The following is a 24,494-nucleotide window of genomic DNA, read 5'->3' as shown; positions in this document are numbered from 1 at the left end:
CGGACTATTCGCTTTTCGTTGCGGTGTAGTAGCTGGCATAGGCGACGCCGTTGTAGACCTCGCCCTTGAGCTTCGGCGACTGCACGTAGATGCGCTGGACGATCTGCGTTCGCGGAATGAAATAGCCCTGATCGAGGACGTATCTCTGTAACTCATCGAGCAGCGGTTTGCGGCCTTCGATGGAGCCGGCGCCGGCAATCTTGTCGCGTAGGTCGTTGAGCGTCTTGTCGCTCTCGTCGAGCGCAAACCAGTTCTCGCCATTGTTGGCATTCGTCAGGATGCTGGCGACGGTGCCGGCGTCGATGAAGGAGCGCGTCACCTCATATGCCGGCACGCCCGCGCCGCCATACTTTACCTTCTGCCCGAAGGTGACGACGTCATAGGCCCGGATATCGACCTTCCAGCCGATCTTGCCGAGTTGTTGCGCAATCAGCTCGTCTATCGATTTCGATGCCGCGAGGTAGGGGTTGGAATTCAGCGTCAGCGACAGCGGCTTGCCATCCTTGGCGCGAATGCCGCCCGTTCCCTTCTTCCAGCCCGCCTCCTCAAGAAGCTTCTCTGCCTTTTCAGGATTGTAGGCGAGGAGCGCGCTCTGGTCGGTCGCACCTGGAACATTGCTCTGGATGAACGACGTCGCAAGCTTCCAGTCGGGCGTATAGACCGTGTCGATGATCTCTTGGCGATTGATACCGGCCTGAAGGGCCTGGCGAACCCTTACGTCGTCATAGGGGGCAAGCTTGGTATTGATCGCCCAGCCGTTGACGAAGCCGAGATAGCGGGGCGTCGCTACCGTGAGGCCTTCCGACTTGAGGGACTCGAGTTCCTGCGGCGATGCGTTGTAGGCAACGTCGGCCTGGCCCGACTGGACGGCTGCGACACGCAACGACGGTTCCGAGACGAGCTTATAGGTGATCGTATCGAGATGGGCCGGACCGGTCTGGCCGACCGCCGCAGGACCCCAGTTGTAGTCCTTGCGCTTGGTAAGCTTGACGTAGTCGCCTTCCTTCCAGGACTCGACGACATAGGGGCCGCTGCCGGAGGTCTTGCCGAGATCGGCCTGGCTGCTCGCCGGCGAGGCAATGGTCTTCGGGGAAATGAGGATCGAGCCGTGATAGCCAAGCGTTGGAATGAAGCCCAGCGTCGGCTTCTTGAAGAAGACCTTGACGGTTGTCGCATCGACGACTTCGGCATGATCATAGGTCTTGGGGAAGAGGCCGATCGGGTTGATGCCCTCGCTCTTGCGTCCGGCATACCAGATGTCGAGATTTGCGACGACGGCTGCCGCATCGAGCGCGCTACCGTCGGAGAAGGTCACGCCGCTCTTGAGATGCAGGGTGAATTCCGTCGCACTGTCGTTCTGTTCCCAGCGCTCGGCGATCCACGGGCTGACCTTGCCGTCGGCATCGACATAAAGAAGCTTGTCGGTGACATGGCCCCAGATATGGCCCTGAAAGCTTGAGATCGCACTGTTGTTGGGAATCCAGGTGTCGCCCAGCGAGTCAATCAGAAAGACGACATCTCCGCCATCATGCGCTCCGTCCTCAGCCAGGGTCGGGGTTACACCAGATGTTGCGACGAGAGCGGCAAATGCCAGTGCAGAGGTGGCGGTCAGCAGACGACGCCGGGAAAGAAGAGGGCGGGAAAAACGGTCGTCCATGAAGCGGTCCTGTTTGGTTGCCGGGCTGATGACAAACAGGAGCCTATGTGAGCGGATCGATTTCGAGAAAGACTGGTTGTTCTTTTTCTACCAAATTCGTAGATTATTTTATCAGCGCAATCTGAAGCACGAGGATCAGCATTTCCGGCTTTCGATCGCCTAGCAGAGGCATCCGTATCCGTATAGCGCGGATTACCCAGCGACGAACGTCTTCCTGTCGAGAATGCGCGGGCGGCAGTTCCCCGACAAAGCGACATCGACCTTCGTCAGCTGTCCATGGATGCCTGGGCAAGCTGCGAGGTGCCGGCATCGCGGACGAGGATGCTGGGGTTGCCATGAATACACATAGCAATCTCGGCATCCGCATCATCGGGCTCGAACCAAGCGCCGGTGGCAAGCTGCATCACACCCGGTCTTACATCCCCATTGATCGCCGCAGCCGCCAGGCAACGTCCGAGGGCGTTGAACAACCTGACGATATCCCCGTCCGAAACGCCGCGCTCTGCCGCATTAGCAGCGTTCATGCGTGCCGGTTCTCGGCCGTTGATCTTGGTGGAGCGGCTGAAGTCACCATAGTCAGCTGGCTGTGAAGGCGCGAGTGGGGCTGGTTGCAGACGGCATGAGGGGGTTCGGCTCTCGGCAGCCTCGGTCCCGCATCTGGGTCCATACCAGCGCGGATGGCCGAGGCAATCGTGATAACCAAAGCTCTCTATCGAGTCAGAAAAGCTTAGATCTTGCCCGATTGCTTCGGCAGCGACGGTGGATCTGGCTTTGGGCGTGATGAACCCGTCCGACACTGGACCAGCCGTAGGAGCCGACGAACCGTCGAGAATGACCAGGTTGGAATCGTGAAGATGTGCGGCCAGCCACTCGGTGGAGACGAGCGAGCCTGGCAGGGAAAGAGACGTGGGAAACTCCGGAATACAGAGATCAAATCCGGCGCAGAGATGGCTGCGCCGGTCCGATAAGACAGCGATCAGGCGACCAGTTTTTCGCCGTTCAGATGGCGCTCAAGGAATGGCAGGCTGTCCTGTCCCCAATAGAGTTCGTCCTCGAAGCGGAAGGTCGGAAAGCCAAAGACGCCCGCGGCCTTGGCAATCCCGATGTTTGATGTCCAGATCGATCGGGCGGCAGCGCTCTGAGCAAAAGCTTCGAGCGCTGTGGCGTCGAATCCTGCTGCATCGGCAATCGCCCGGCGAACTTCGACCTTGCCGATGTCCTCGCCGCGCGTCCAGAAAGCCTCCTGAAGGGCCCCGGTGAGCTTCAGCCAGTCGGCGCCTTTTTCGATCGCGGCGATGACCAACATGCCGGCCGGCATCGGGTCGGAAAGGCCTGAGCGATTTTCAACGTTTAGCACCTTGCCGCGCAGGGCCGCCCAACGTTTCAGATCCTTGGTCCAGTAGGAGCGGCGTGCCTCCGGTCGGTTGCGAGAATAGATCGCTCCATTGTCTTCGATCAGCGAGATCACGTAAGGGCGGATCGTCGCGTCGTGTTGAGCAGCGAGGGCCGCAAACGGCTCAAGGCCGATATAAGCCCAGGGAGAGCCGATGCCGAAGAAGTAGTCAATTGTCTTTGCCATGGCCTAAGCTTTCAAGAGCTGGGTCGAGGAAACTGCCGCATCGAATGCCAGGAGCGCGCAGTCGCGGGCGATGAGAACAGCCTTCGGATCGCGCGCCACGGCGACCGTCGCAAGCGCGCCTTCATAAAGAAGGGAAAGATGCGCAGCGATCTGATTGGTCTTGATATCGGCCTTCGACACGATGGCTCGAAAAATGTCGCCGACCGCTTTCTTATGGGTTTGTGCCACTGCGACTACACGATCGGAATCGCCGTGCTCTGCAACCGCAAGGGCAAATGCGCAGCCTCGAAACTCCGGGCTATCGGCTTTCTCATGTAGCCGCTCGAAGATTAGCTTGATCTGGTTCCGTGGACGCTCCATCGTATTCAGAACCTCGTGCAGCGAGCGGACGACGCGTTCGTGCCTCTCGTGCAGGTAAGCTGCCACGAGATGGTCCTTCGAGGGAAAATGTCTATAGAGGGTTGCCTTGGCAACGTTCGCCTCTTCGATGATCCGATCGATACCGACGGCACGGATGCCTTCACGGTAAAAGAGCGTTCCAGCAGATCTGATAATATGGTCGGATATGGGCTCTTTCATTGAACTGCTTTGGTTGGAGATCTTGTGGTAATGGTCAGCAAGCCCTTTTCAGGGACGGGCGCTCGCAAGGCTCGGCTTTTGAAGAGTAAACACCCTACTCGGCACTTGGGAAGTGGATACCTGTGCGCGCGCCTCCAGCGAACTGTTTCAATTTTTGCACCTTCTCGCGGGGTCGTGACGGTCGAAACTGCCTTTCACGTTCAAACGCTAGATGATCGAGCACATGAGAGAAAGACAGGTCGTTCCTATTCTACAATATTTGTGGAAAATGTTTCGCCGAATATGCTTCGGAAGGATCAACTTTTTTGGGGATCGAGTAAGCAGGCCCTTCAACCACTTGAGAAAGAATGCGGGTCGATCGCGGGCGGTTCGAACCACGGCGACGTCTCTTCTCTTAATAATGCATTAGCCATCTACGGCTTCGCTCATTTGGGAGAAAACAAGGATGCTTATTACCACTGCTCTGGCCGCCGAACTCGCGAGATTGACAGTGTCGATCGCTGCTCTCCCGATCTGGTCACCGAAGGTGCCGTCGAACGCGAGCGCATGATCACGGGGGCGACCTTCACCGGTCGCAAAGGCCTGCAGGCTCCTGAGTATGGCCATCACCGCCCAGTCCCGTTCAGGTGCTGCGCGGCAGTCCTAAGCGTTCACCTGATCGGCAGGGCCAGCGGCCATGACCACCCGGTCCGGCCGGAAAAGTGCCACGTCCTGTTTTGCTGTCGGGCAGAGGGAGGCGACTGTCTTGTGCCTGAATGCATGGGTGCCGGATAAGCCCTGGTTAGGCCCAGCAACAAAGATTTTGCTCGCACCGAGGCTGGCCCGATCGGCATGATCGTCGAGATACTGTTTGGGGTCGGTGTCAAAGCCCACAAGAACGAAATTGTGCCCGGCGGTTGCTGTTGTGATCGCTGGCCCGCTGGCCGGCGGGCCGCGGGTTCGCATCCCTTCAACTGCAAAAAAGTAATCGGAAAACGTTCGCACTCACGCGGGTGGGCTGTTGATCGCCGCGGAGCAATGGGGTTTCCCTGTCGCAGGGGCCTCCTGTCAGGAATCTTGAATTTGATACTGAAAAGCGATACTATATGAAATTAAGCAGGAAGCACCAAGCAACTCTTGAAGCCGTGTTTACTGACCCCGTTCTTGCCGGAATTGTCTGGCGGGACATTGAAGCGCTGTTCGCTGCATGTGGGGCGGAGATCACCGAAGGGCAAGGGTCGCGGGTGCGGGTCGCCTTGAACGGGGTGCGCGCGGTGTTCCATCGCCCGCACCCGCAAAAGGAGACCGACAAGGGGGCGGTAAAATCCGTCCGGGGCTTTCTGCTCGAAGCGGAGATAAAACCATGACCACAATGCACTACAAGGGCTACGAAGCTGTTGTTGAGTTTGATGAGGACGCCGAGATTTTTCACGGCGAGGTCATCAATATGCGCGATGTCATCACCTTCCAGGGAACATCAGCGGGCGAACTGAAGCAAGCCTTGGCAGATTCGGTTGAGGACTACCTGGCGTTCTGCAAGCAACGTGGGGAAGAGCCTGAAAAACCGTTTTCCGGTCAGTTCGTCGTTCGGACCGAACCCAGCGTCCATAAGGCGGTGTCGAGCGCGGCGCGGCGCGAGGGTGTAAGTCTCAACAAATGGGTAACGCAGGCGCTGGAACGCGCCGTATCGCATAAGGTCGCATAATCGCTGTACGAGCTTACACGCACATCAGCTGTCGCCTCCTCAATGGATATCAAAGCAGATGTCGTTGCCTGCCAGAGCCACTCCTCTCGACGCAAAGACGTCAGTCTGGCATTCTTATGGATTTTCGGAGTGATCCTGGAAAACTGAGGTGTGGTAACTCCAGTCTCCCAAATCCACTCCGAATGGACAACCTCCTGATAGCTCACAGCTAGAGCGCGGCAGCGACAACGCCGGCAGCGGAAAATACAGGGGTGGCGTCTCAAAGAGTGTTTTTCAAATGGTATGCGGCCCGATCTGCCGAATCTCTATCGGACCGATGGAGGTTGATGATGGGAGCCGCATCGGTGGAGTCTATCCCGTGCTTCTTTGCGAAGTACGCTACGTCATAAGGATCTGAAACCTTTTTACGGGCCTGTACAATGAGATGATCTCGTTTCATTGCGTCTCCTTGGAGCAGGTCGTTCGGCTTGAGCAACGATGGCCGCTTCGTCGCTGTTTGACGAGGGAGAATCTCATTTCGTGCCTTTTGATTAAAAACGTTGGGGCAGGTGTTGCAGATGGGACTCAAGGTAACCCGAAACAAATCACTGACGGTTCGGTTCGTTCAAAATTGTTATTCCTGGGCGGACCTTCTTTTCGATGGCAGAGCCCTCCGCCTCGCTAGGCCCTGAGGTTTCAAGAAAGGGGTCCCAGGGTTCGTATCCCTTCAAGAGCACTAAATGGGCGGGCTACGGTTGAGTCGTACCGATTGCTGCGAGTCTTTCTCGCAACACCTATGTGAGAAGTGGAATCATGGACGGATTTGGCTGGCTTGTAGCGTTCCAGTTGCGGTACCCGTAGGACTGCAAAAGCGATTTGCACGACCTGGACAGCTCGAGAAACCACGTCCGAATCTCCTAGGCAGGACCCTGATGAACGCGGATATGATAGCCGCCTGGGCGGTGGAAAACGGCTTCCATGCGATCGATTCGCGGAGTTATCGTCGCCATGACCATGCAGGCGTGATCACGATCGAAATAAAGAGGATGTCATTCCTCCTCATCGATGAGAGGCAAGGATTGCGACCACGCCTCATATCGCGATTGTTCAAAGACATTCCCCTTAATAGCGGACGTGGCCGCCTGCACGGTCTTCTTCTTGACCGCGATCCCAAAGGTTGAGTCCTGATGCGATCACCACAGCCCAGCCAATTTATGAAGGTTTCGTGCCGTCGGGATCGAGTTGCCATGCCAATCAGTAAGTCGATAGTAGTCTTTTAGGGGCATTTGCACGATCGGGCTGCATCGAAGCTCTGGAGCGAGCACTTGCCAGGACGACGATGCAGCCGGTTGCACAGCTCGTTCGCCGCTCAGCAAAAAGAGACTCCGGCGTTGCAATACTGAACCGAATACCCACCTGCGGACGCCGGAAATCCGTTCGCTGCAAGGTACCGACCCGGCGACGAGATAAAAGATGTCAAAGACGAATTCCGTACAAATGCAGATCCAAGCACCAATGCCACTCTGGAGCATTCGCGGTCGAAACTCGGTTTCCTGCACATATCTGACAGCGTCATCGTAATGGGATTTTTCGCAATTGGTCGGCGCTATTCTGGTCGCCGGCATCGATCCAACTGTTGACCGTCAATCAGGCTTTGCCGCATCCCTCCAGGCGCGCTCGAACGGTAGGCGCCAAGCGTTCGGCGCAATGAGTTGGTGGATCGACTTCGGCCCCCAGCCGCCCTGGTCGTAGAGGCGTACGGGCGGCGGGTGATCGAGGAGAGGTTGGGAAACCTCCCAGAGCCGCTCAATACCCTCGGCCGTATTGAACAGCGTGTGGTCACCGCGCATGGCGTCGAGAATCAGACGCTCATAGGCCTCCAGAACTTCGCCGATCAGACCGGTTTCGCTCATGGCGAATTGCAGCGAGAGCTTGTCGAGCCGGAAGCCCGGTCCAGGGCGCTTGCCATAAAAGGAAAGCGAGACTTTGGAGGCATCAGCAAGGTCGAAGGTGAGGTGGTCAGGGCCCTGTGCTCCCACGCCAGAGCCCGCAGGGAACATTGATTTCGGGGGCTCGCGGAATGCGATCGAAATAATGCGCTGCCCCTCGGCCATGCGCTTGCCGGTACGCAGGTAGAAGGGCACGCCAGCCCAGCGCCAGTTATCGATGGCGCATTTTAGCGCGATGAAGGTATCGGTGTCGCTTTCGGGATCGACGCCAGGCTCCTTACGGTAGCCGATGTATTGACCGCGCACCACGTCGTGCGGCTCAATCGGCAACATGGAGCGGAACACCTTGTTCTTCTCTTCCGATATAGGCGCAGGCTCAAGGGCAGTGGGCGGCTCCATCGCCATGAACGCGAGGATTTGGAAGAGGTGGGTCACCACCATGTCACGATAGGCGCCGGTGGTCTCGTAAAAGGCGGCGCGGGTGGAAAGGCCGAGCGTCTCCGGAACGTCGATCTGCACATGGTCGATGAAGTTGCGGTTCCAGATTGGTTCGAACAGCCCATTGGCAAATCGGAAGGCCAGGATGTTTTGAGCCGGCTCCTTGCCGAGGAAATGGTCAATGCGGAATATCTGCTTCTCGTCGAACACTTCGTGCAGCTCCTTGTTCAGTTCAACCGCACTGGCAAGGTCCGTGCCGAAGGGCTTTTCCATTATGATACGGGAGCGTTCAGTCAGCCCAGCCTGGGCGAGGAGTTGCACCGCCGGGAGGGCGGCACTTGGTGGCACGGATAAATAGTGCACGCGCCGCGTCTCGGCGCCCAGTGCTTCCTCGGCCCTGCCGACCGCTTCCTTGAGAGCATTAGCGCCGGCAGCGAGTGGGACATAGTCGAGCGATGCGGAGAACGCTTCCCATTCGGACTGCGAGAACTTGCGAGTCAAGAACTTGTCCAGTGAGTCACGGGCGATGGTGCGGAAGGCATCGGCATCGATGTCGTCGAGCGAGACGCCGATAATGCGACACCCTGGGATGAAGCCCGCATTGGTGAGGTGGAACAGCCCGGTCAGTAGCTTACGCCTTGAGAGATCGCCCGTTGCGCCGACGAGCACAACGACCTGTGGATAGCCGGGGCCAACCCGAGTTGAATTCTTGCGCAAAACACTCATCCTCAAGTCTTCCGTTGTCGCTTGGGGATGCAGGTCGACCTCAGCTTCGCGCTGCCGCGAAGGCGGCTACCTTCTTGCGTAACGCCATGACGTTGAAGCTCACCCCTCTGAGTTTAAATAGAGGCATGGATTGCGTAGCGGAGCAAGGGGCTGCAATACCGTCCCGAATTGCCGCGTCTCAGGGCCTTCGGTCGCTCCTTTGTCGACTTCTTAATAGCAATGTCCTTGCAACTTAGTCAGTAAGATGACCCAGCTCAGAGGCGCAGGCGGCTATTGACAGCAAATCCAAAGCTTTGTCGACCGCAGTGAGCACTTCGCATAGCGGGAGGGTTGCAGGGACCGCAAAGGAATGAGGTGAGAGACCTCTGCTCATGGCATATGGGTGTACCCCGTTGCGGCGCAGCCTCGATTTCTTCGTTTCCACCGGCCAGCGGTTGACCGCGGGGATGCAGACCCGCAAACTAGGTGGCGCGGTTCACATTGGGGAAGATCAAACGTCGGTCCGGTCACAGAAAGGACCGCTCCAATTCAAGCTGCCGCTAAACAACGGAGGCGTGCCGCGGCGGTCTGGGTGCGGCTGCCCCTGCAAACGGACCGCGGCCTTTGACGGCTCACAAGTCCGCGGATTTTGACGCCATCATCTCTGATCCCGAGGAACGGTCCTAGTTCATCATGATCTCGGGTGACCCGTTAAATCTAACCCGTTTCTAACGACCCTGACTATTGAAGAGCGCGAGCGCTCCGCTACTTGCCCCCTTCTCGAAGGGAGGCGGCCATGCAACACACCGATCTTCTAATACTCTCTAGGGCCGTTCAGCAATGGTATCTGTACTACGACATAGATCCGGACGACCAGGCATCGACGCTCCTTAATCGCGCCGCTGTGGAACTTTTCGACAAAGGCCATCGGTCTGTGGAAGGCATCGCCACGGCGCTGATCGAAACCTACGTTGGCCCGTGGCAGGGACACTTTAGCGCAGCTCTTCCAGTTGGAACAAAAGCCGGGGAGAGTCCCTTTTAATGGCGCTTTGGAATTAATCCCCCAAAGCCCCAGGTGATCACCTTAGCCCCGCTCAGGGGTTGACCATCTCTGGCGCGCACGGTTTACCAGCTCCGCTTCGCAATGCGCGCCTTCCTTGACCAGAGCCACCAACAGTGCCGCGACTTCAACGGTAGCCTTTCTATCCCGAACGATCCCGCTCTCACGGCACAGAGTCTTGAGGGCATATTTAATGAAGGAAAAGTCGCGGAGATGGGGAGGAGCCGACTGGCTAGTGCTAATGTTGTCGAACACCACGCCCTTTAGGAGCGCGCCGCTACAAGCAAGGGTGCCCATATCGAGGTAGTCCTCGTTCACCGCAATCTTTCGCACGCCAGCCTCCATGCCGTTCGATAGAGTCGTTAACTGCTAGGATGGCACAAGTGTACCAGAATTAGTCCATGCTAATAAATGGTGCGATTAGGATTGTCGACAGGTTTTGAGCGGCTTGGAGTTCACGGCGACTGGGGAGATTTGCCAAGCGGCCCGTGTTCAGGCCTCCGGTGAACATGCTAGTAGCGGCGCGGGAAGTTTGATTTCACCCTGGTGCAACGCAGCAGTATACTCCGAGTTAGCGGAAAGTGCCGATTGTGCTTCGACCCGGCGTCGGAGCTTTAGAACGCCTTCCTCGCTATCGCACGACATGACCGCGATGCGCGTGGGCGCAGGCGACGCCGGACCGATCTCCCACGAAGGCCCCGAGCGTAACCTCGTCGCCACCGGCATCCGGATGAAGACGGTCTTATCGTCGTTCAGGCAGGTGGAAGGCGACACGTTTTTTCCTTCTGCAAACCTGATGAGATCGTGATGATCGAAGTGGACGTGGAAGACGATCACTTCATCACCAGCGGGAATTTGCTGATCAACTGACACTGAGTGGCTCGCATTAGTTCACCGAATCAGGATGGGATCGGTGCGGCACCGGAAGGTATTCGGGCCAGGGCCGCGCAAAAAATTACGTTGTTCTCCAGAAATAGCGGCACACCGAAGTTGTGGCTCAGCTTTTCCAGAACCGCGATCGCTGATATGGATCGGACATCCGCTGTAGCGCCGGGAATAATGTTGGACGATCGCGATACCCCTCAAGGGCGAGCGATCGTAGTGAAGGCCAATTCAGTCTTCGCGAAATCCAATTTTGCTATTCCTGCCGGCGGCCTGTTGTTTATGGGCAGCGTCCGGCGCGTCGGCGCCTTTCAACTGAGCGATCACGTAGATCCTCAAACGTGCTGTCCGCGTGCTCACCTTCCGCTGAAGCCCCATGATGTCGGAATACCAATCTTTCTCGACGAGAAGGAACTTGCCCTCGACGCGTTCCATTTCCTGGGTCACCAACTTCTTATCTTTCGATCGAGCCAAGCCACATCAGAACAGCGTAGCCCGGTTCCGACCTGTCCGCGGTGGCCGTTTCGTCGTTGCCGTCGACGCCGAAGTTCCAGTTCGTCCATCGATCCCATGCTCGCCTGCTTAGCGAACGTCTCGTTTCCATCGACGCGGTGGCCGAGAACTCCCTCAAGCAGGCCGCGACCTCGATGGAGCATGCGCCGTTGGCGTCGAAAGGTTTATGGTGTCGAGGTAAGCTTGCAGGCCGATATCGGTGCAGTCGCGCAGGGCTTGTCCCAAGGCATGCTGAATGTGGGGCATCTTGTCGGGCTCCGGTTAAACACAGACAGCCACGACGGCCACGCTTCCTCATCACTGGACATTTCACGAAATAAGGTTAGCGAGCGCCTCGGTTTCCAGCGCTGTGAGAGGACGTCGATCACGCAATACCGCCTCCCGCGCTGCGAGACGCACGTGTCCGCTCGCACTTCGGCAGGCAGGCATTTTCCGCGGCTTTCTTTGCCGGTGCAAGGTCGCTCATCCCGCTGCTCGGCATTGTCGTGAACCGTTTCCGCCTGCCAATGTAGGGGCTCCGCCGATCGGAACGTCACTCGTTGGCTGACGGTCCCTTTTAACTTGCGATATAGGGCTATCCCCGGCAGCAGCTTGGCAACGCCGGCGTTCGCGATTAACGAAAATGCCGGTGGATGCTCATGTGGGGCGAAAGTATCGTGGCAAAGACTGGAATTCCGACGCAAAATGAAGGGGGCGATAGTGACCAAGCCCACCTATGTTGACATAGCCAAGCGCGCGGGCGTTGGATCGGCAACCGTCGAGAGGGTACTCAACGGACGGGGTGGCGTGAAGGAGCACACAGCTCAGAAAGTTTTGCTCGCGGCGCGAGCCCTCGATTGGCCAGGCCGGATGCCTGAAATGCATAGAGGCATTATTCGGATCGAAGTCATCCTGGTTCGACCAGACACCAGTTTCTATGCCCGCTTGGCTCGGGCTTTCAGGCGAATTGCTTCGTCACTCGATACCACAATTCAGATCCATTTGACGTTCCTGCAAGAGGATGATCCCGTCGCGATCTGCGAGCGAATTACAAATCCATCTATCCGTCGCTCGGGGCTGGTAATCGCCAGCCCAAGCCATCCGCAAATCGGTGCCGCATTGCGAAAGGCTCATAGAGGCGGGCTACCGATCGTGCAGGTTGTGAGCAAAACTATCGAAGAGGCCGATTTCGTCGGCATCGACAATCGCGCCGTCGGTCGGATGGCGGGTCTGATGCTCTCTCGCTCCGTTGGGAAGGAAGGCACGTTAGTCGCGCTCTGCCATAGCCAGATATACCAGGTCCACAAGGAGCGCATCCAGGGCTTCTCAGACTTTATCGAGAGGAACCCGCGCGAGGGACTGAATTTCAATCACGTGTTTTTCGGCATGGATGATCATAACGCGAGCGTCAGGTGCGTCATGGAGGCACTTCATCTTTGGCCCGACCTCGTTGGATTCTATAACGCCGGCGGGGCCAACACTGCCATCTTGCAATATCTTAGGCGCAGCGGCCGGAAGATGTTTTTCGCTGGTCATGAATTGACGGATGTCACTCGATCCTCTCTGGCCGACGGGACGGCGGATGTCATCTTCGACCAGATGCCTGAAGCCCAGGCCCGGCGTGCGACGGACCTTCTTTTCTCGAAAATCGGCCTCCTACACGAGTCTGTCGACAATCCACCGATCCGCTTCACGACCATCACGGCAGAAAATCTTTGATCTGAGGTGATCTGATCAGAATAGCGCGAGGCCTTGCGGTGACCGTCCGATGCCCATCCGGTTCGAGAACGCGATTTGATCTGATCTGATCAAGAATCTGCAGGCTATTCCTTAAACCAAACCGTATTTTGGGGGTGTTCAAAGGAGGACGTGTCGCATGCGAGGGAAGCCCACGGTTTATGATCTTCAATCCGCAAAGGGTCGGCGGAAATGGCTGCAGTTGCACGTGGACAGCGGGCAGGAAGCCGCTGCCGCCGTCGAGGCCGGCATCGTAATTCTCTCCTGCGAGCCGGACCATTCCCTGGAGCCTATCCGCGCGGCCGCGCCGACCGCATTCGTTTCTGCAGGTATGCCGCACGGGTTGGTGAGTTCTCCGCAGGAAGCAATCCGTGAGGGATTTAAGATCCTGAAACGCGGCGCGGACGCGGTCTACTGTTCGCATTCGCCATTCTTCATCGAAGCGATGGCGCGCGAGGGAATTCCAGTGACGGGTCATGTCGGACTTGTCCCGAATTGGGCGACCTGGACGAATTTCCGCGCCGTCGGCAGGAGCGCGGACGAGGCTCTGAAGGTGCTTCGCAAAGCCAAGGACCTGGAGAACGCCGGGTGTGCATGTGTCGAAGTCGAGGTCGTGCCGGTGGAACTGGCCGATCATATCACGCGCAACACGCACATGATCACCATGGGGATGGGATGCGGGAATGCTTGCGATACACAGTACCTGTTTTCCTGCGACGTGCTCGGCACGAACACGGGTCACTATCCGCGCCATGCCGCGAGATATGCCGACTTTGCCGCTCTTGAGCGGGAGTTGCAGGCCAAGCGCGTCGAGGCCCTGAAGGCCTTCGCCGCAGATGTGGCATCGGGAAGCTATCCCGAGCCTAAACACGAGGTCCACATGAGTGCTGAGGCCTTGGAAGGATTTCTCAGCAAAGCCGACAGGCTCTAACGGAGAGTCAAATGGATGATCTGAAATATGGAACGCGCGATAAGCGCGGTAACTATTCGCCGAACCAACCCGCTGGCACTGCCCCGGTATTCATTTGGCCCCCTAAGCCCCTGGAATTCCTGAAGTGGATTCCAAGCTATTTCTTGCCCTACAACGCATTGTTTTTCCTGTCGGCATTGGCGTGGTGGCACTGGGTGATTCCGCCTGTTGAAACGATGCAACATCTGGCATGGGGCTGGGTTTTGAAGCTTTTCGCGGTAAACGCCGTGGCTGTTTTCTTCTGGTATTTCGCCTTCGAAGTGCAGCTCTATGTACGTCGTACGCAGGGAAACCGCTTCAAATATAACGGCAAGTTTCCCTCGGAAACTCCTTCGGATGTCTTCTGGTTCAAGAGCCAGAACCTGGACAACATGCTACGTGCCTTCCTGTCGGGAGTGCCGATCTGGACGGGCGCCCAAGTAATCGTCCTTTCAGCATTCGCCAACGGCTACGCTCCATGGCTGACCTTCGCCGCCAATCCGGTCTACCTTGGTTTGTTGTGCCTTGTCGTACCTGTGATCCATGAATTTCACTTCTTCTGCGTCCACCGCCTGATCCACACGCCATTTCTCTACAAGTGGGTGCATTCGGTGCATCACAACTCCATCAACCCGAGCCCGTGGTCTTCGCTCAGCATGCATCCGGTGGAGCATCTCCTCTACTTCGCGGCCACCTTCTACCATCTGATTATCCCGTCGAATCCAATCATCGCGATGTATCAATTGCACTACGCGGGGTTCGGAGCCGTGCCAGGCCATGTCGGTTTTGACAAGGTCGAGCTCACCGAGAACACCGCTGTCGATAGCCACGCCTACATCCATTACCTGCACCACAAGTATTTCGAGGTGAACTACGGGGATGGACTGATCCCGATCGATAAGTGGCTCGGCACATTCCACGACGGTTCCAAACAAGCCGACGAACAAATGAAGGCGCGCTATCTCGCCAAGAAGGCGCGCGCGAACGCTCAGCGGGCGGCGAAGACGCCCGCCAAATAGGTAACAACGGCCGGAGAGTCGGTGCGGACGATCTAGCTTTCGCCGCACAACGCGGCGGTCAACGGGGAGGAGGAAATCCCAAATGAAGTTAGGAAATGTACTGAAGATCACGCGGCCCACATCCGAAAAGGGAGAAGACCGCGAAGAGATCACTGAGCTTATGGCGGGTGGAGAAACGATGGCCGATCTCGAGGCTTCGATCGAAGGCTACATGGAATCGCATGTAGGCGACACTCCCAAAGTCATCGAGCTGAAGCGCTAGCTCGGGACGGGTGGGCGCCAGCACCTTGCCCAGCGGTCTGCCACGGGCGGAGCCGGAGGGAGCGTGCAAAAAGAGCCTCAGCCAATTCGGATAAATCGAATGAAAGGAGACACATATGCCTTGGATTGACGCCTGTTCCGCCAAAGAGATCGACGCCGAAGACGTGGTCCGCTTCGACCACAACGGCCGGACCTTCGCGATCTTCCGCAACGACAAGGACGAGTATTACTGCACCGATGGCCTCTGCACCCATGAAGAAATCCATCTGGCGGATGGACTGGTAATGGAGAACACCGTCGAATGCCCGAAACACGCAAGCGTTTTCAACTTCACGACAGGAGAGGTCGAGACGCCTCCCGCTTGCGAGAACCTGCATACCTATTCCACCAGGGTCGAGAATGGCCGAGTAATGATTGAAATCTGACACATGGGCAGAAATTGCCGCGGCGCGCCTCTCGAAGCAGCCGCGGAAATCCGCCGGAGTACTCTCTTCCAGCTAGGCAGGTTTAAGATGGATAGAATTGCGATCGTTGGGGCAGGTGAGTGCGGTGTTCGAGCCGCTTTCGAATTGCGCGAAAAAGGCTTCGATGGCGCGGTGACCCTCATCGGCGACGAAAAGGTGCTGCCCTATGAGCGTCCCCCACTTTCGAAGGGTATCGGCACGCTCAAGGACATACGGCCAGCAGCCGCATATGATAACGCCAACATCGAATTGCGGCTCGGCACCCGCGTCGTGACAATCGACAGAGGTAGGCGTGAGCTCCACTTGGCAGACGACACTACGGTCGGCTACGACAAGCTTTTACTCGCTCTCGGCGCGAGACCACAAATTTTCTCGAGCTACGAAGGTTGTCTAACATTGCGGACCGAATCTGATGCCGCGGCCATCTTAACGAAGCTGCAGCGAGGAGCGCGGGTGGGTATCATTGGCGGTGGGTTTATCGGTCTCGAACTTGCTGCCACGGCGCGGAATGGGGGAGCTGACGTGACCGTAGTCGAGAGGAGTTCGCGCATCCTGGCGCGAGCGGTGCCTGCGGAGATTGCCTCGGTAGTGTTCGCGCGGCATGAGGCAGCGGGCGTGAGAATGCTGGTCGATTCAGGCGTGCTGTCAGCGACGCTGACGACTATCACCTTGGCCGACGGTACGGTTCTGCATTTCGACGTAGTCATCGCGGGCATTGGCGCTCTCCCCAACAGCGAACTCGCCAAGGCGTCCGGATTGGAGGTCGACAATGGCGTCGTGGTCGACAGCTCTTTTCGGAGCTCCGACCCCCACATCTACGCGGCTGGAGACTGCTGCAACTTCCCTTGGCGCAATGGTCGCGTCCGGCTGGAAAGTTGGAAGGCGGCGCAGGATCAGGGTGCCCACGTTGCAGCCACCATGCTCGGGCACAGCGGCGAATACGCCAAGATGCCCTGGTTCTGGTCCGATCAATATGACCTGACGCTGCAGGTCGTCGGCCTGTTCGATCCTTTGCGGGCGACCCACAGCCGCAGCTGTTCGCCGGATACGTATCTGGTGTTCCAATTCGAAAACGATGGTCGTCTCTCCGCTGCTGCCGGAATCGGCCCAGGCAACATGGCCGCGAAGGATGTGCGCCTTCTGGAAAAGTTGATCGAGCTCGGGCGACAGCACGATCCCGCCGAGCTCTCCAATCCGGACGTCAACCTGAAGAGCCTCGTGAAGGCCGCATGATCGCAGGGCGGAAATTTCAACATGACAAAAAAGAGACCTTTGATCGCCGACGTCAGGGCGAAAAAAGCGGCGGGAAGCTCTAAATGCTCTATGTCGCGACACTCGACGAAGCATGGCGGCCGAGCAGCGGGCCTTGACATGCTTTCGATCGAGGGGCCGCGCCATTGCGTATGAGGCGTTTCTGAACTCCACCGAAACTGGCGTTTAAGCAAGAGTGCAATCGCTCACAAGCGATCCGCATTCCGCAAAAAGGATTTTACAACATGACGAAGTTCGCTCTTCGCGTTCAATGCAAATCGAAGAGGGGGATCGTCGCGGCGATCTCGGGTTTTCTCGCGAACCAGGAATGCAATATCACGGACAGCGCCCAGTTTGACGACAGCAGCACTGGCTATTTTTTCATGCGCACGGGCTTCATCTCCGAAGGTGGCCGGAGTCTGAGCGAACTGACCTCCGGCTTTAGGCCGATTGCGGTCGAGTTCGGAATGCAAGCTGAATTCTTCAACGAAACTTCCAAGAGGAAGGTTGTTCTGATGGTGTCGCGATTCGGACACTGCCTGAACGACTTGCTCTACAGATGGCGGATTGGCGCGCTACCAATTGACGTTGTGGCGGTGATCTCAAACCATATGGACTACCAGAAGCTCGTTGTGAACCACGACATCCCCTTTCATTGTATCAAGGTGACAAAGGCCAACAAGCCACAAGCCGAGGCGGAGATCATGCACGTGGTCGAGGACACAGGTGCCGAGCTGGTCGTCCTGGCTCGTTACATGCAAATACTGAGCGACGAGATGTGCCAGAAGATGTCGGGCCGGATCATCAACATCCATCACTCCTTCCTGCCGTCTTTCAAAGGGGCGAATCCCTACAAGCAAGCGTATGAGCGAGGAGTTAAATTGATCGGTGCGACGTCGCACTATGTCACTGGCGACCTCGACGAAGGACCGATAATCGAACAAGACATTATTCGCGTGACGCATGCGCAATCGTCCGACGACTATGTCTCGTTGGGGCGTGATGTGGAGGCGCAAGTATTGGCACGGGCCATTCACGCGCATATCCACGGCCGGGTGTTCATAAATGGAAACAAGACCGTCGTGTTCCCGGCCTCGCCTGGCTCGCACACTTCGGAACATATGGGTTGAGTTCATTGCGACAAATGGTGTGTCGGCAAGCAAGACGACACATCGGGTGAAGCGTGTCCCCTTCCAACACCCCCGAGCATCCAGAGGGCGGCTTATGGGACGGAGGCATAGGATGAAAGACAATGCTATGTCCGCAATCGCGAGGATAGCCGAAACCATAGACAGCCTCGTCCAACCGGGAATGAAACCCAAGGAGTTGATCGCAGCGGTCCGGAAGAGCCGCGAAGAAGGAGATCACCCCAGCGGCCTTCTACGCCGTGATCGTTGCGTCCGAACAGAGATCCGATCGAGTGTCAGATCTTCACAATATAGCCGTCCATACACGCAACAGCCCCGACGAGGCCCCTCTCGACGATCACTAACTCTTTGGACAGTCATTCCTCCAACCGAGATAGGTTGCGGTCGGCGAGAAAATTCGTCCGAAACCATTTCGTTCCGGCGAAATCAAATCGCCCCGCTGCCCAGATCCGATCCTTCCGCCAAGCCGCGCCCGCATTCACCTGCGACCGCTGCTAATCCAGGTGGCGGCGAACGAGGCCAGACTGCCAATCGCCACGCCCGCGAGCCCTATCAGGACGGAGATATACGCGTTTAAAACCTTCACCTACCAAACCGAGCTGGCGCGCCGCGTGCAGGTCTATGCCACAAGCGTGCGGGAGCTTGACGGGCACGGTCGAAACCGCCCGCCATCGCCAAGTCCAACAGGACGGCGCGGCGGGCTTCTTCACGCCCCGTCCGCTGCCGCCTTTCTTTTCATCCTCGGGGAGCATCGAAGCAGAGAGCTTCTATGACGTCGCACCGCTCAAGGCGACGCTCGAGCGGCTGGTGGATTTCGACCGCATCAACTCGGGCGCCATGTGGTTAGCGGTGAGTCCGATTTCGATGGTCTGGTCGCTCTCAAACGACAACGATCCGGCCAATCGGTGGATGCGATCTCAGGTGGGACAGCTTGTTTCTTCTTATGGCTAAGTTTGGCCGATAGCCCTGAATTGCCTCTGCCTGCAGTTGTTGATACTTCGCTCTTGAGCGGGGTCGAACCTACGACCCCGCTGTAGAAGACTGTCCAGTCATCTAGCGCGATCAGCTGACAGATCTGACAAACTATCTCGTAGAAATTGGATGGAAACGAGTGCATGAGAGCCCTCGGGAATTGGATGGGAATGGATGGGAAATGGAATTTCTAAACACGGCGACCGTCCGGATCACGCCCGAAATCCTGTCGCTGATCGCCGAAATCGACGAATTCAAAGGTGCTTGGCGTGCGATCGACCGGATCGCTCCTGAGCGGCTGTCCAGCCTCCGGCGTTTCGCCACCATCGAAAGCGTCGGTTCCTCCACACGTATTGAAGGGGCACGTCGAAAAGCTGAGCATGCGTGGTGAACGATGCACGATTATGAAAGTTTCCCCGGTGACCAATCGATAGCCCTGAGCAATGCTATATCGATCGAAGATCCATCGCAATCCAAGGTTGAAGCCGCAGCCGACAAGTAGCCACTTGCGGCCTTACACCGGCCCCAGCTCGACACCCGACCCAAGCTAGCTTCTGATCGGGCTTGTGAGGTCGAGCTTCACTTGGATCTTGGAAAGACACGCTCCACGTTCGATTGGCCCGCCAACGCCGAAATCCGCGGGATTCTTGTGTTTCGCAAATGTAAACGAAACAACTGGACCTGCCAGCGTCATCAGCCTAGTTTGCGCCTTGTATCGGAGACCGTTCATGCTCCAGGAGTCCACGCGAAACGAAGCTCTAGCCGACAACATCGGCCTTGATGTCGCACAGCGCCTTCTGCTACCGGCGGAACGCGAAAGGACGTCTCGAAGTGCTTTTGGTCGGCAGTCGACGCAACGGTCGGTGGGGCGTTCCGAAAGGCCATACGGAGAGCCGCGACAAGTCGCGCGACAGCCTTGAGGGAGGCGTTTGAGGAAGCCGGCATCATCGGTGACGTCGATGGCACGCCGGTCGGCATTTTGCCTATTAAAAGGACAGCAGTATGAACCGTTACCCGGCTACCGTTCATCTTTTGAAAGTTTCCCAGATTGCCGCGGCCTTTCCTGAAGCGGGATTTCGCAAGACGCAGTGGTTCCTGTTGAAGGAAGCAAGTCGTAAAGCCGCGCAGCCAGGACTGCGGACGCTGTTGTCGCGGCTCGAGACCACGGGCGCATGAAGTTCGGTTTCGGTAAGTCGCTAGCGCGCGCCCTCAAATCCCAGAAGAAGTTCAGCAGGTTGCTCGAGAAGGCCCTCAAGCCGCCTCGAAACAAGGCGAAACGCGCAAGGCCGATACCGCGTGCCGCGAAACCGGTTCTGGTCGAGACGACCGCGTTTGGAAGCAATCCCGGTCGGCTGATCATGAAAACCTTCGTGCCGGCAGCACGGCTGCCGAAAAGCCCGGCACTTGTCGTCGTGCTTCACGGCTGCCGGCAGACAGCCGAGAGCCTGGACAGTGCCGCGGGCTTCTCAAAACTCGCAAATGAACGCGGTTTCGTTCTCCTTTATCCTGAGCAGAGAAGCGCCAATAATTCGCAACGATGCTTCAATTGGTTTCGCCCAAGCGCGGTCGCCAGAGACCGTGGAGAGGTCCTGTCCATCAAGCAGATGATCGAACATGCATGCGAAAAACATCATATCGACCGCTCACGGATCTTTATCACAGGACTATCGGCAGGCGGGGCGATGACAGCCGTACTTCTTGCGAACTATCCCTCGCTCTTCGCAGGCGCGGCGATTATCGCCGGCATGCCCGTCGGCTCGGCACGAGATGCGATATCGGCGCTACGAGCGATGAAGTCGGGCGCCACACCGCCATCCGGCGGTTGGGGGCGACCTGTCAGGGAGATCTCCTCCGAGGTAAAGGCGTGGCCTCCGATAACTATCTGGCAGGGCATGGACGACCACACCGTGAACCCCGGCAATGCACTCGCCAGCATAGCGCAGTGGTTGGAAGTCCAGGGCATTGCCGAAAGCAGTGGACGTGCCGAGGAAAAACCGTGGGGCAGGTTGCAGTCGTGGCGGACCTCAGACGGCCTGAAACTGGCATCCTATTCGATCAAGAATTTGGGACACGGGCTTCCAATCAAGGCGCGAGACGCCGAAAGGTCGAGACGTTCCGGTGACCCTTTCGTCGTCGCGGCGGAGATCTCGGCTCCAGCCGAATTGGTACGACTCTGGGGCTTGAAGTGAGCTTTGCTGTATAGTCGAAAGTACGGTTGCTAGGCGATAGTGGGTGACGGGGTTTTGGTTTCTGCTCCCATCAACTGCAGCCGGACGGCGAATTGACGAGGTCCCGTGTTCTGCCCCCATAAGCAGCGGGGGCTAAGGTTCGAATCTCATCCCAGGGAAGCCTCCAGCTAAAGAGGTGCCGATTATTGTCTGCTCTCGGCCGACTTGTTGGCGGGGTGGCAGGGAAAACACGCACTCCCATCCCGCCTGGGCGGGACGGGACTTACTCCGCGGCTTCGCCAAGCAGCGGATAGTCATTATACCCGGTCTCGTCCTCCGTGTAGAGGGTCTCCGACTTGATTGAGTTGAGCGGCGCACCACGCTGGAAGCGCTCCACAAGATCGGGATTGGCTATATACAGGCGACCGAAGCCGGCTGCATCCGCCTCGCCAGCTTCGATGGCCCGTTGGGCGCGCTCCCTCGTGAGACCCTCATTGACGATATAGGCGCCCCCGAAGAGCCGTCGCACCTCCTGGCCGATTTGCTGGTCACCACGATCGAGCGCCTCGCGGGCGAAGATGAAGGCGACGTTGCGGGCACTGAGCTGCTCGGCGACATAGCCGAAGAGCGCGCGAGGGGCAGTGTCGCTCATCGAATGGCTGCTCGACATTAGATTGAGGTGCACGCCGATCCGGCCCGCCGGCCAGACGGACAACAGCGCGTCCACTGCTTCCATCAGAAAGCGGGCCCGGTTGGCGATCGGGCCGCCATAGCGGTCGGTGCGCTTGTTCGAGCCGTCATGCAGGAACTGGTCGAAAAGGTAGCCATTGGCGGCGTGAAGTGCCACACCATCGAAGCCGGCACGCAACGCGTTGGCGGCCGCGACTCGGAAATCCTCCACGATGCCGGGGATCTCGTCAGTTTCCAGTGGCCGCGGCACCGAGTAGGGGCGTTTCGGATTGAGACGACTCACTTGACCCTCCGGTGCGATCGCGCTCGGGGCAACGGGCATCCTGCCGCCATGATAGACTGGATCGGAGACCCGGCCGACGTGCCAGAGCTGGGGCACGATGAGGCCGCCGGCGTCGTGAACGGCCGAGGTCACGCTCCTCCAGCCGCCGATCTGCGCTTCCGACCAGAGGCCGGGAGTGCTGGGGTAGCCAACGCCCTGCGGCGTTACCGAGGTCGCTTCTGTGATGATCAGGCCTGCGCTTGCCCGCTGTACATAGTGCTTCACGTTGATGGAGCCGGGGCTGCGCTCGTTGAAATTGCGCATTCGGGTCAGTGGTGCCATGACGATTCGGTTCTTCATCTGCAGATCGCCGATCTGGACGGGGTCGAAGAGTGTGGCCATCGGTTTGCCTTTCGTGTCTATGGTGGAGTGGGAGCGCCGGAGCGGCGCCCTCGGCAGGAATGTTCTGGCCGGTCTTGGTCCGGCCAGAGTCAAGTCTTGTTCCGGCGTTGTTAGGCTTCGAACACGAGCAGCGGTTTGCCCCCGTGTGCGGGAGCTTCCGCGAGCGCTACGGCATCGGCGAACCTCTCGAGCTTGAATAGCTGCCCTTCGGGTACTTTGAGCGTGCCGTTCGAAACGAGATCGAGCGTCCGCTTGACGGCCGACTGAACCTCGTTCTTTGGCATCGCGGTGAACCAGCGATAGAGCCAGAAGCCGCGAACGGTCTTGGTCTCATAGATCATCGACCGGGCAAACAGCGGGATCGTCAGCTTTTCGGCGTCGGTCTGGCGGTGCGTTGCCAGCGCCCCGTAGACCAGCATCTGGCCGCCCGGAGACAGCGCGCGGCACACATCCGCGCCCACCTGGCCGCTGACGCAGTCAATCGCCTTGGTGACGCCCTGCGCACTCGCGATCTCGGCCACGCGATGGGACAGGTCCTCGTCTTCGGTGCAGATCACCGCCGTGCCGCCCAACTCAAGGATTTCGTTGACGGCGGCACGACGGCGAACGACGTTCAGCGTCTTGAAACCGAAGTGCTTGCCAAGCTGGATGATCAGCTTGCCGACGGCGGAGCCTGCCGCCGTCTGCAGCAGCCACTCGCCCGCCTGAACTCGGAGCTCGTCCTGGACGAGAACCAACGCCGTGACCGGATTAATGATCATCTGTGCGGCAGTCGACAGGCTAATCCCGTCAGGCACGACGAGGACACGCCCCGCATCGGCGACGATGTACTCCTGCCACGTGCCCGTCACGCCAAGCGTGATGACGCGCTGGCCGGATACCACGCCCGTAACACCGTCGCCGAGCTTGTCGATCACACCGACGGACTCCAGCCCGAGCACCGTCGGAAAGGTCGGTGCGAAGCCATATCGGCCGCGCAGGATGTGCAGATCGCTGGCATGAACCGGCGTTGCCTCCACCCGGATGCGGATCTCGCCCACGCCAGGTTCAGGAATGGGACGGGTCTCCAGTCGAAGCCCTTCGGCCGGTTCACCAACCTTGTGGGCAACGAGTGCGCGCATGGTTTGCATCTGATGATCTCCTATCGGGTTCAGCTCGAACAATTCGAGCTGATGTCACTATGTTTGTTACAACAGACTGCGCGAAACGGCTGAGACGGCAAACGCCTCTCTTTCTGCGGAAGCGTAAAGGCAGCCAGACGTGCTGACCGTGATACCTCCATCCACCTGCCTTTGGGCCTCGCCAAGGTCCACTTGACCGCTTGCCGTTGACAACAACGGTCGTAACAATTACTGTTACATTTAAGCTTGTCAATAGGAGTTTTGCATGAGCGCAAACAGCCGCCTGACAGTGGCGACCCATATCCTTGCGTGGATGGCTCTCGTCGCGCGCAGGACATCCGATCCAGTCACATCAGAGCGTATTGCACTAAGCGTCAACACCAACCCCGTTGTGATCCGACGTACCCTGGGGCTCTTGGCCAAGGCAGGTCTTGTCGAGAGCTATCGGGGCATAAACGCCGGATGGCGTCTTACCAAGCGCGCCGATGCGATCACGTTGCGCGATGTCCACAGCGCATTGAATGAGAGCGCTCCCTTTGCCCTGCACCCATCGACACCCAATCAGGCTTGCCCCGTCGGACGCGGCATAGGGGCGGCACTCGGCAGCGTCTACGACTCGATCGATGACGTATTGCGGAGGGAGCTAGCCGTCACGACGGTTGAGGACATCCTCGAGAAAACGCTGGCAGGGCGCTAGATGTCGAGTATCAGCCACAATGCGATTGGCGGGAGATGGTCGAAGGAGCTTCGGTCTTCCTGCAATGTGGGGAGCTTTCGGATCGTGAAAGGCAGGTTTTTGACTGTCGCTGCCTAGACCTGCCTAGGCGCGTGTGTGGCGCCGGCAGTAATCTGTCGCAAGAGGGGTCGCTAGCCTCCACCTCGACAGACCAGGCCTTCTTGCGTCCTGATCGATGTCGGGCTGACCTCTGCTATCGAGTCCATAACTATGCGCACGCCAGAAGTATCGATTTTCAGGTGTTTGTGTCAGTTACTTGACTGACGCCGGTTAAATCGCAGTCTGAAGCGCTTCTGGAAATCGGTCGGCT

General features: G+C 58.0%; 28 protein-coding genes. 16 read left to right on the top strand and 12 right to left on the bottom strand.

Going from position 1 to position 24,494, the window contains the following annotated elements; translation table 11 throughout:
• Positions 1-4: 4 nt before the first annotated feature.
• From BN77_RS24945 to BN77_RS24925, 5 genes are all read right to left on the bottom strand, one after another.
• Positions 5-1,657, bottom strand: coding sequence for an ABC transporter substrate-binding protein (locus BN77_RS24945; RefSeq protein ID WP_007537339.1), 1,653 nt, complete (start codon positions 1,655-1,657; stop codon positions 5-7).
• 266 nt (positions 1,658-1,923) lie between these two features.
• Positions 1,924-2,181: a molybdopterin dinucleotide binding domain-containing protein gene (locus BN77_RS35060; RefSeq protein WP_007537338.1), complete on the bottom strand. Its 258-nt coding sequence runs from the start codon at positions 2,179-2,181 to the stop codon at positions 1,924-1,926.
• A gap of 452 nt (positions 2,182-2,633) precedes the next feature.
• Positions 2,634-3,236, bottom strand: coding sequence for a 2-hydroxychromene-2-carboxylate isomerase (locus tag BN77_RS24935; protein ID WP_007537336.1), 603 nt, complete (start codon positions 3,234-3,236; stop codon positions 2,634-2,636).
• Positions 3,237-3,239: 3 nt separating this feature from the next.
• Positions 3,240-3,815, bottom strand: coding sequence for a TetR/AcrR family transcriptional regulator (locus BN77_RS24930; RefSeq protein WP_007537334.1), 576 nt, complete (start codon positions 3,813-3,815; stop codon positions 3,240-3,242).
• Positions 3,816-4,220: 405 nt separating this feature from the next.
• Positions 4,221-4,421, bottom strand: a complete 201-nt coding sequence (locus tag BN77_RS24925; protein WP_040678434.1) for a hypothetical protein — start codon at positions 4,419-4,421, stop codon at positions 4,221-4,223.
• 479 nt (positions 4,422-4,900) lie between these two features.
• On the opposite strand from BN77_RS24925, the gene BN77_RS24915 reads away from it, so the two are divergent.
• Entirely contained in the window at positions 4,901-5,161 is a 261-nt protein-coding gene (locus BN77_RS24915; RefSeq protein WP_007537328.1) for a type II toxin-antitoxin system HicA family toxin, read from the top strand.
• Positions 5,158-5,499: a type II toxin-antitoxin system HicB family antitoxin gene (locus tag BN77_RS24910; protein ID WP_007537326.1), complete on the top strand. Its 342-nt coding sequence runs from the start codon at positions 5,158-5,160 to the stop codon at positions 5,497-5,499. Before BN77_RS24915 ends, BN77_RS24910 begins: the two co-directional genes overlap by 4 nt.
• A 259-nt stretch (positions 5,500-5,758) precedes the next feature.
• Here the strand turns inward: BN77_RS24910 and BN77_RS35055 are convergent, their stop codons facing one another.
• Complete coding sequence (locus tag BN77_RS35055) at positions 5,759-5,938, bottom strand: hypothetical protein (RefSeq protein ID WP_007537323.1); 180 nt, start codon at positions 5,936-5,938, stop codon at positions 5,759-5,761.
• A gap of 472 nt (positions 5,939-6,410) precedes the next feature.
• Between BN77_RS35055 and BN77_RS35050 the strand changes: the two genes are divergently transcribed.
• Positions 6,411-6,659: a hypothetical protein gene (locus BN77_RS35050; protein WP_040678433.1), complete on the top strand. Its 249-nt coding sequence runs from the start codon at positions 6,411-6,413 to the stop codon at positions 6,657-6,659.
• A 462-nt stretch (positions 6,660-7,121) separates the two neighbouring features.
• Here BN77_RS35050 and zwf read toward each other — a convergent pair whose 3' ends face one another.
• Positions 7,122-8,591 (bottom strand): glucose-6-phosphate dehydrogenase, encoded by a 1,470-nt coding sequence (zwf, locus tag BN77_RS24895; RefSeq protein WP_007537321.1) that lies wholly within the window; start codon positions 8,589-8,591, stop codon positions 7,122-7,124.
• 775 nt (positions 8,592-9,366) lie between these two features.
• Here zwf and BN77_RS24890 point away from each other — a divergent pair.
• Positions 9,367-9,612 carry a hypothetical protein gene (locus BN77_RS24890; RefSeq protein WP_007537319.1) on the top strand — a complete coding sequence of 82 codons (246 nt, stop codon included), beginning with the start codon at positions 9,367-9,369 and terminating at the stop codon, positions 9,610-9,612.
• 42 nt (positions 9,613-9,654) lie between these two features.
• On the opposite strand, the gene BN77_RS24885 is transcribed toward BN77_RS24890, so the two are convergent.
• The 3 genes from BN77_RS24885 to BN77_RS24880 all read right to left on the bottom strand — a co-directional run bounded on the left by BN77_RS24885 (position 9,655) and on the right by BN77_RS24880 (position 10,947).
• Positions 9,655-9,963: a hypothetical protein gene (locus tag BN77_RS24885; protein WP_157224512.1), complete on the bottom strand. Its 309-nt coding sequence runs from the start codon at positions 9,961-9,963 to the stop codon at positions 9,655-9,657.
• A 159-nt stretch (positions 9,964-10,122) separates the two neighbouring features.
• Positions 10,123-10,503 carry a hypothetical protein gene (locus tag BN77_RS33730; protein ID WP_157224511.1) on the bottom strand — a complete coding sequence of 127 codons (381 nt, stop codon included), beginning with the start codon at positions 10,501-10,503 and terminating at the stop codon, positions 10,123-10,125.
• Between the two features lie 240 nt (positions 10,504-10,743).
• Positions 10,744-10,947, bottom strand: coding sequence for a hypothetical protein (locus tag BN77_RS24880; protein ID WP_040678432.1), 204 nt, complete (start codon positions 10,945-10,947; stop codon positions 10,744-10,746).
• Positions 10,948-11,724: 777 nt separating this feature from the next.
• On the opposite strand from BN77_RS24880, the gene BN77_RS24875 reads away from it, so the two are divergent.
• The 11 genes from BN77_RS24875 (at position 11,725) to BN77_RS24820 (ending at position 20,994) form a co-directional block, all read left to right on the top strand.
• Positions 11,725-12,723: a LacI family DNA-binding transcriptional regulator gene (locus BN77_RS24875; protein WP_007537314.1), complete on the top strand. Its 999-nt coding sequence runs from the start codon at positions 11,725-11,727 to the stop codon at positions 12,721-12,723.
• Between the two features lie 157 nt (positions 12,724-12,880).
• A complete protein-coding gene (locus BN77_RS24870; protein WP_007537312.1) occupies positions 12,881-13,672 on the top strand; it encodes a 3-methyl-2-oxobutanoate hydroxymethyltransferase in 792 nt (263 codons plus the stop codon).
• Between the two features lie 11 nt (positions 13,673-13,683).
• Positions 13,684-14,709 carry a sterol desaturase family protein gene (locus BN77_RS24865; protein WP_007537310.1) on the top strand — a complete coding sequence of 342 codons (1,026 nt, stop codon included), beginning with the start codon at positions 13,684-13,686 and terminating at the stop codon, positions 14,707-14,709.
• A gap of 82 nt (positions 14,710-14,791) precedes the next feature.
• Positions 14,792-14,971: a hypothetical protein gene (locus tag BN77_RS24860; protein WP_007537308.1), complete on the top strand. Its 180-nt coding sequence runs from the start codon at positions 14,792-14,794 to the stop codon at positions 14,969-14,971.
• 115 nt (positions 14,972-15,086) lie between these two features.
• The gene (locus BN77_RS24855) at positions 15,087-15,395 is read left to right on the top strand and encodes a MocE family 2Fe-2S type ferredoxin (protein WP_007537306.1); all 309 of its coding nucleotides are present in this window, start codon (positions 15,087-15,089) and stop codon (positions 15,393-15,395) included.
• Between the two features lie 87 nt (positions 15,396-15,482).
• Positions 15,483-16,667 (top strand): NAD(P)/FAD-dependent oxidoreductase, encoded by a 1,185-nt coding sequence (locus tag BN77_RS24850; protein ID WP_040678760.1) that lies wholly within the window; start codon positions 15,483-15,485, stop codon positions 16,665-16,667.
• Positions 16,668-16,930: 263 nt separating this feature from the next.
• Entirely contained in the window at positions 16,931-17,815 is an 885-nt protein-coding gene (purU, locus tag BN77_RS24845) for a formyltetrahydrofolate deformylase (RefSeq protein ID WP_007537302.1), read from the top strand.
• Positions 17,816-18,475: 660 nt separating this feature from the next.
• The gene (locus BN77_RS35960; protein ID WP_040678431.1) at positions 18,476-18,784 is read left to right on the top strand and encodes a hypothetical protein; all 309 of its coding nucleotides are present in this window, start codon (positions 18,476-18,478) and stop codon (positions 18,782-18,784) included.
• Between the two features lie 202 nt (positions 18,785-18,986).
• Complete coding sequence (locus BN77_RS24835; RefSeq protein ID WP_007537298.1) at positions 18,987-19,196, top strand: hypothetical protein; 210 nt, start codon at positions 18,987-18,989, stop codon at positions 19,194-19,196.
• A gap of 611 nt (positions 19,197-19,807) precedes the next feature.
• Complete coding sequence (locus BN77_RS35045) at positions 19,808-19,981, top strand: NUDIX hydrolase (RefSeq protein ID WP_007537296.1); 174 nt, start codon at positions 19,808-19,810, stop codon at positions 19,979-19,981.
• Positions 19,978-20,994, top strand: coding sequence for an extracellular catalytic domain type 1 short-chain-length polyhydroxyalkanoate depolymerase (locus BN77_RS24820; RefSeq protein WP_007537293.1), 1,017 nt, complete (start codon positions 19,978-19,980; stop codon positions 20,992-20,994). The genes BN77_RS35045 and BN77_RS24820 overlap by 4 nt, the downstream gene beginning before the upstream one ends.
• A 262-nt stretch (positions 20,995-21,256) precedes the next feature.
• On the opposite strand, the gene BN77_RS24815 is transcribed toward BN77_RS24820, so the two are convergent.
• Positions 21,257-22,327 (bottom strand): alkene reductase, encoded by a 1,071-nt coding sequence (locus BN77_RS24815; RefSeq protein ID WP_007537291.1) that lies wholly within the window; start codon positions 22,325-22,327, stop codon positions 21,257-21,259.
• 110 nt (positions 22,328-22,437) lie between these two features.
• Positions 22,438-23,457, bottom strand: coding sequence for a zinc-dependent alcohol dehydrogenase family protein (locus tag BN77_RS24810; protein ID WP_007537289.1), 1,020 nt, complete (start codon positions 23,455-23,457; stop codon positions 22,438-22,440).
• 256 nt (positions 23,458-23,713) lie between these two features.
• On the opposite strand from BN77_RS24810, the gene BN77_RS24805 reads away from it, so the two are divergent.
• On the top strand, positions 23,714-24,145 hold the full coding sequence (locus BN77_RS24805; protein WP_007537286.1) for an Rrf2 family transcriptional regulator: 432 nt from the start codon (positions 23,714-23,716) through the stop codon (positions 24,143-24,145).
• Positions 24,146-24,494: the final 349 nt, after the last annotated feature.

It is taken from the genome of Rhizobium mesoamericanum STM3625 (assembly GCF_000312665.1).
In the GTDB taxonomy this organism is placed as follows: domain Bacteria; phylum Pseudomonadota; class Alphaproteobacteria; order Rhizobiales; family Rhizobiaceae; genus Rhizobium; species Rhizobium mesoamericanum.
The sequence above is the reverse complement of the archived record's forward strand: the minus strand, read 5'-3'. Positions and strand labels throughout refer to the sequence as shown.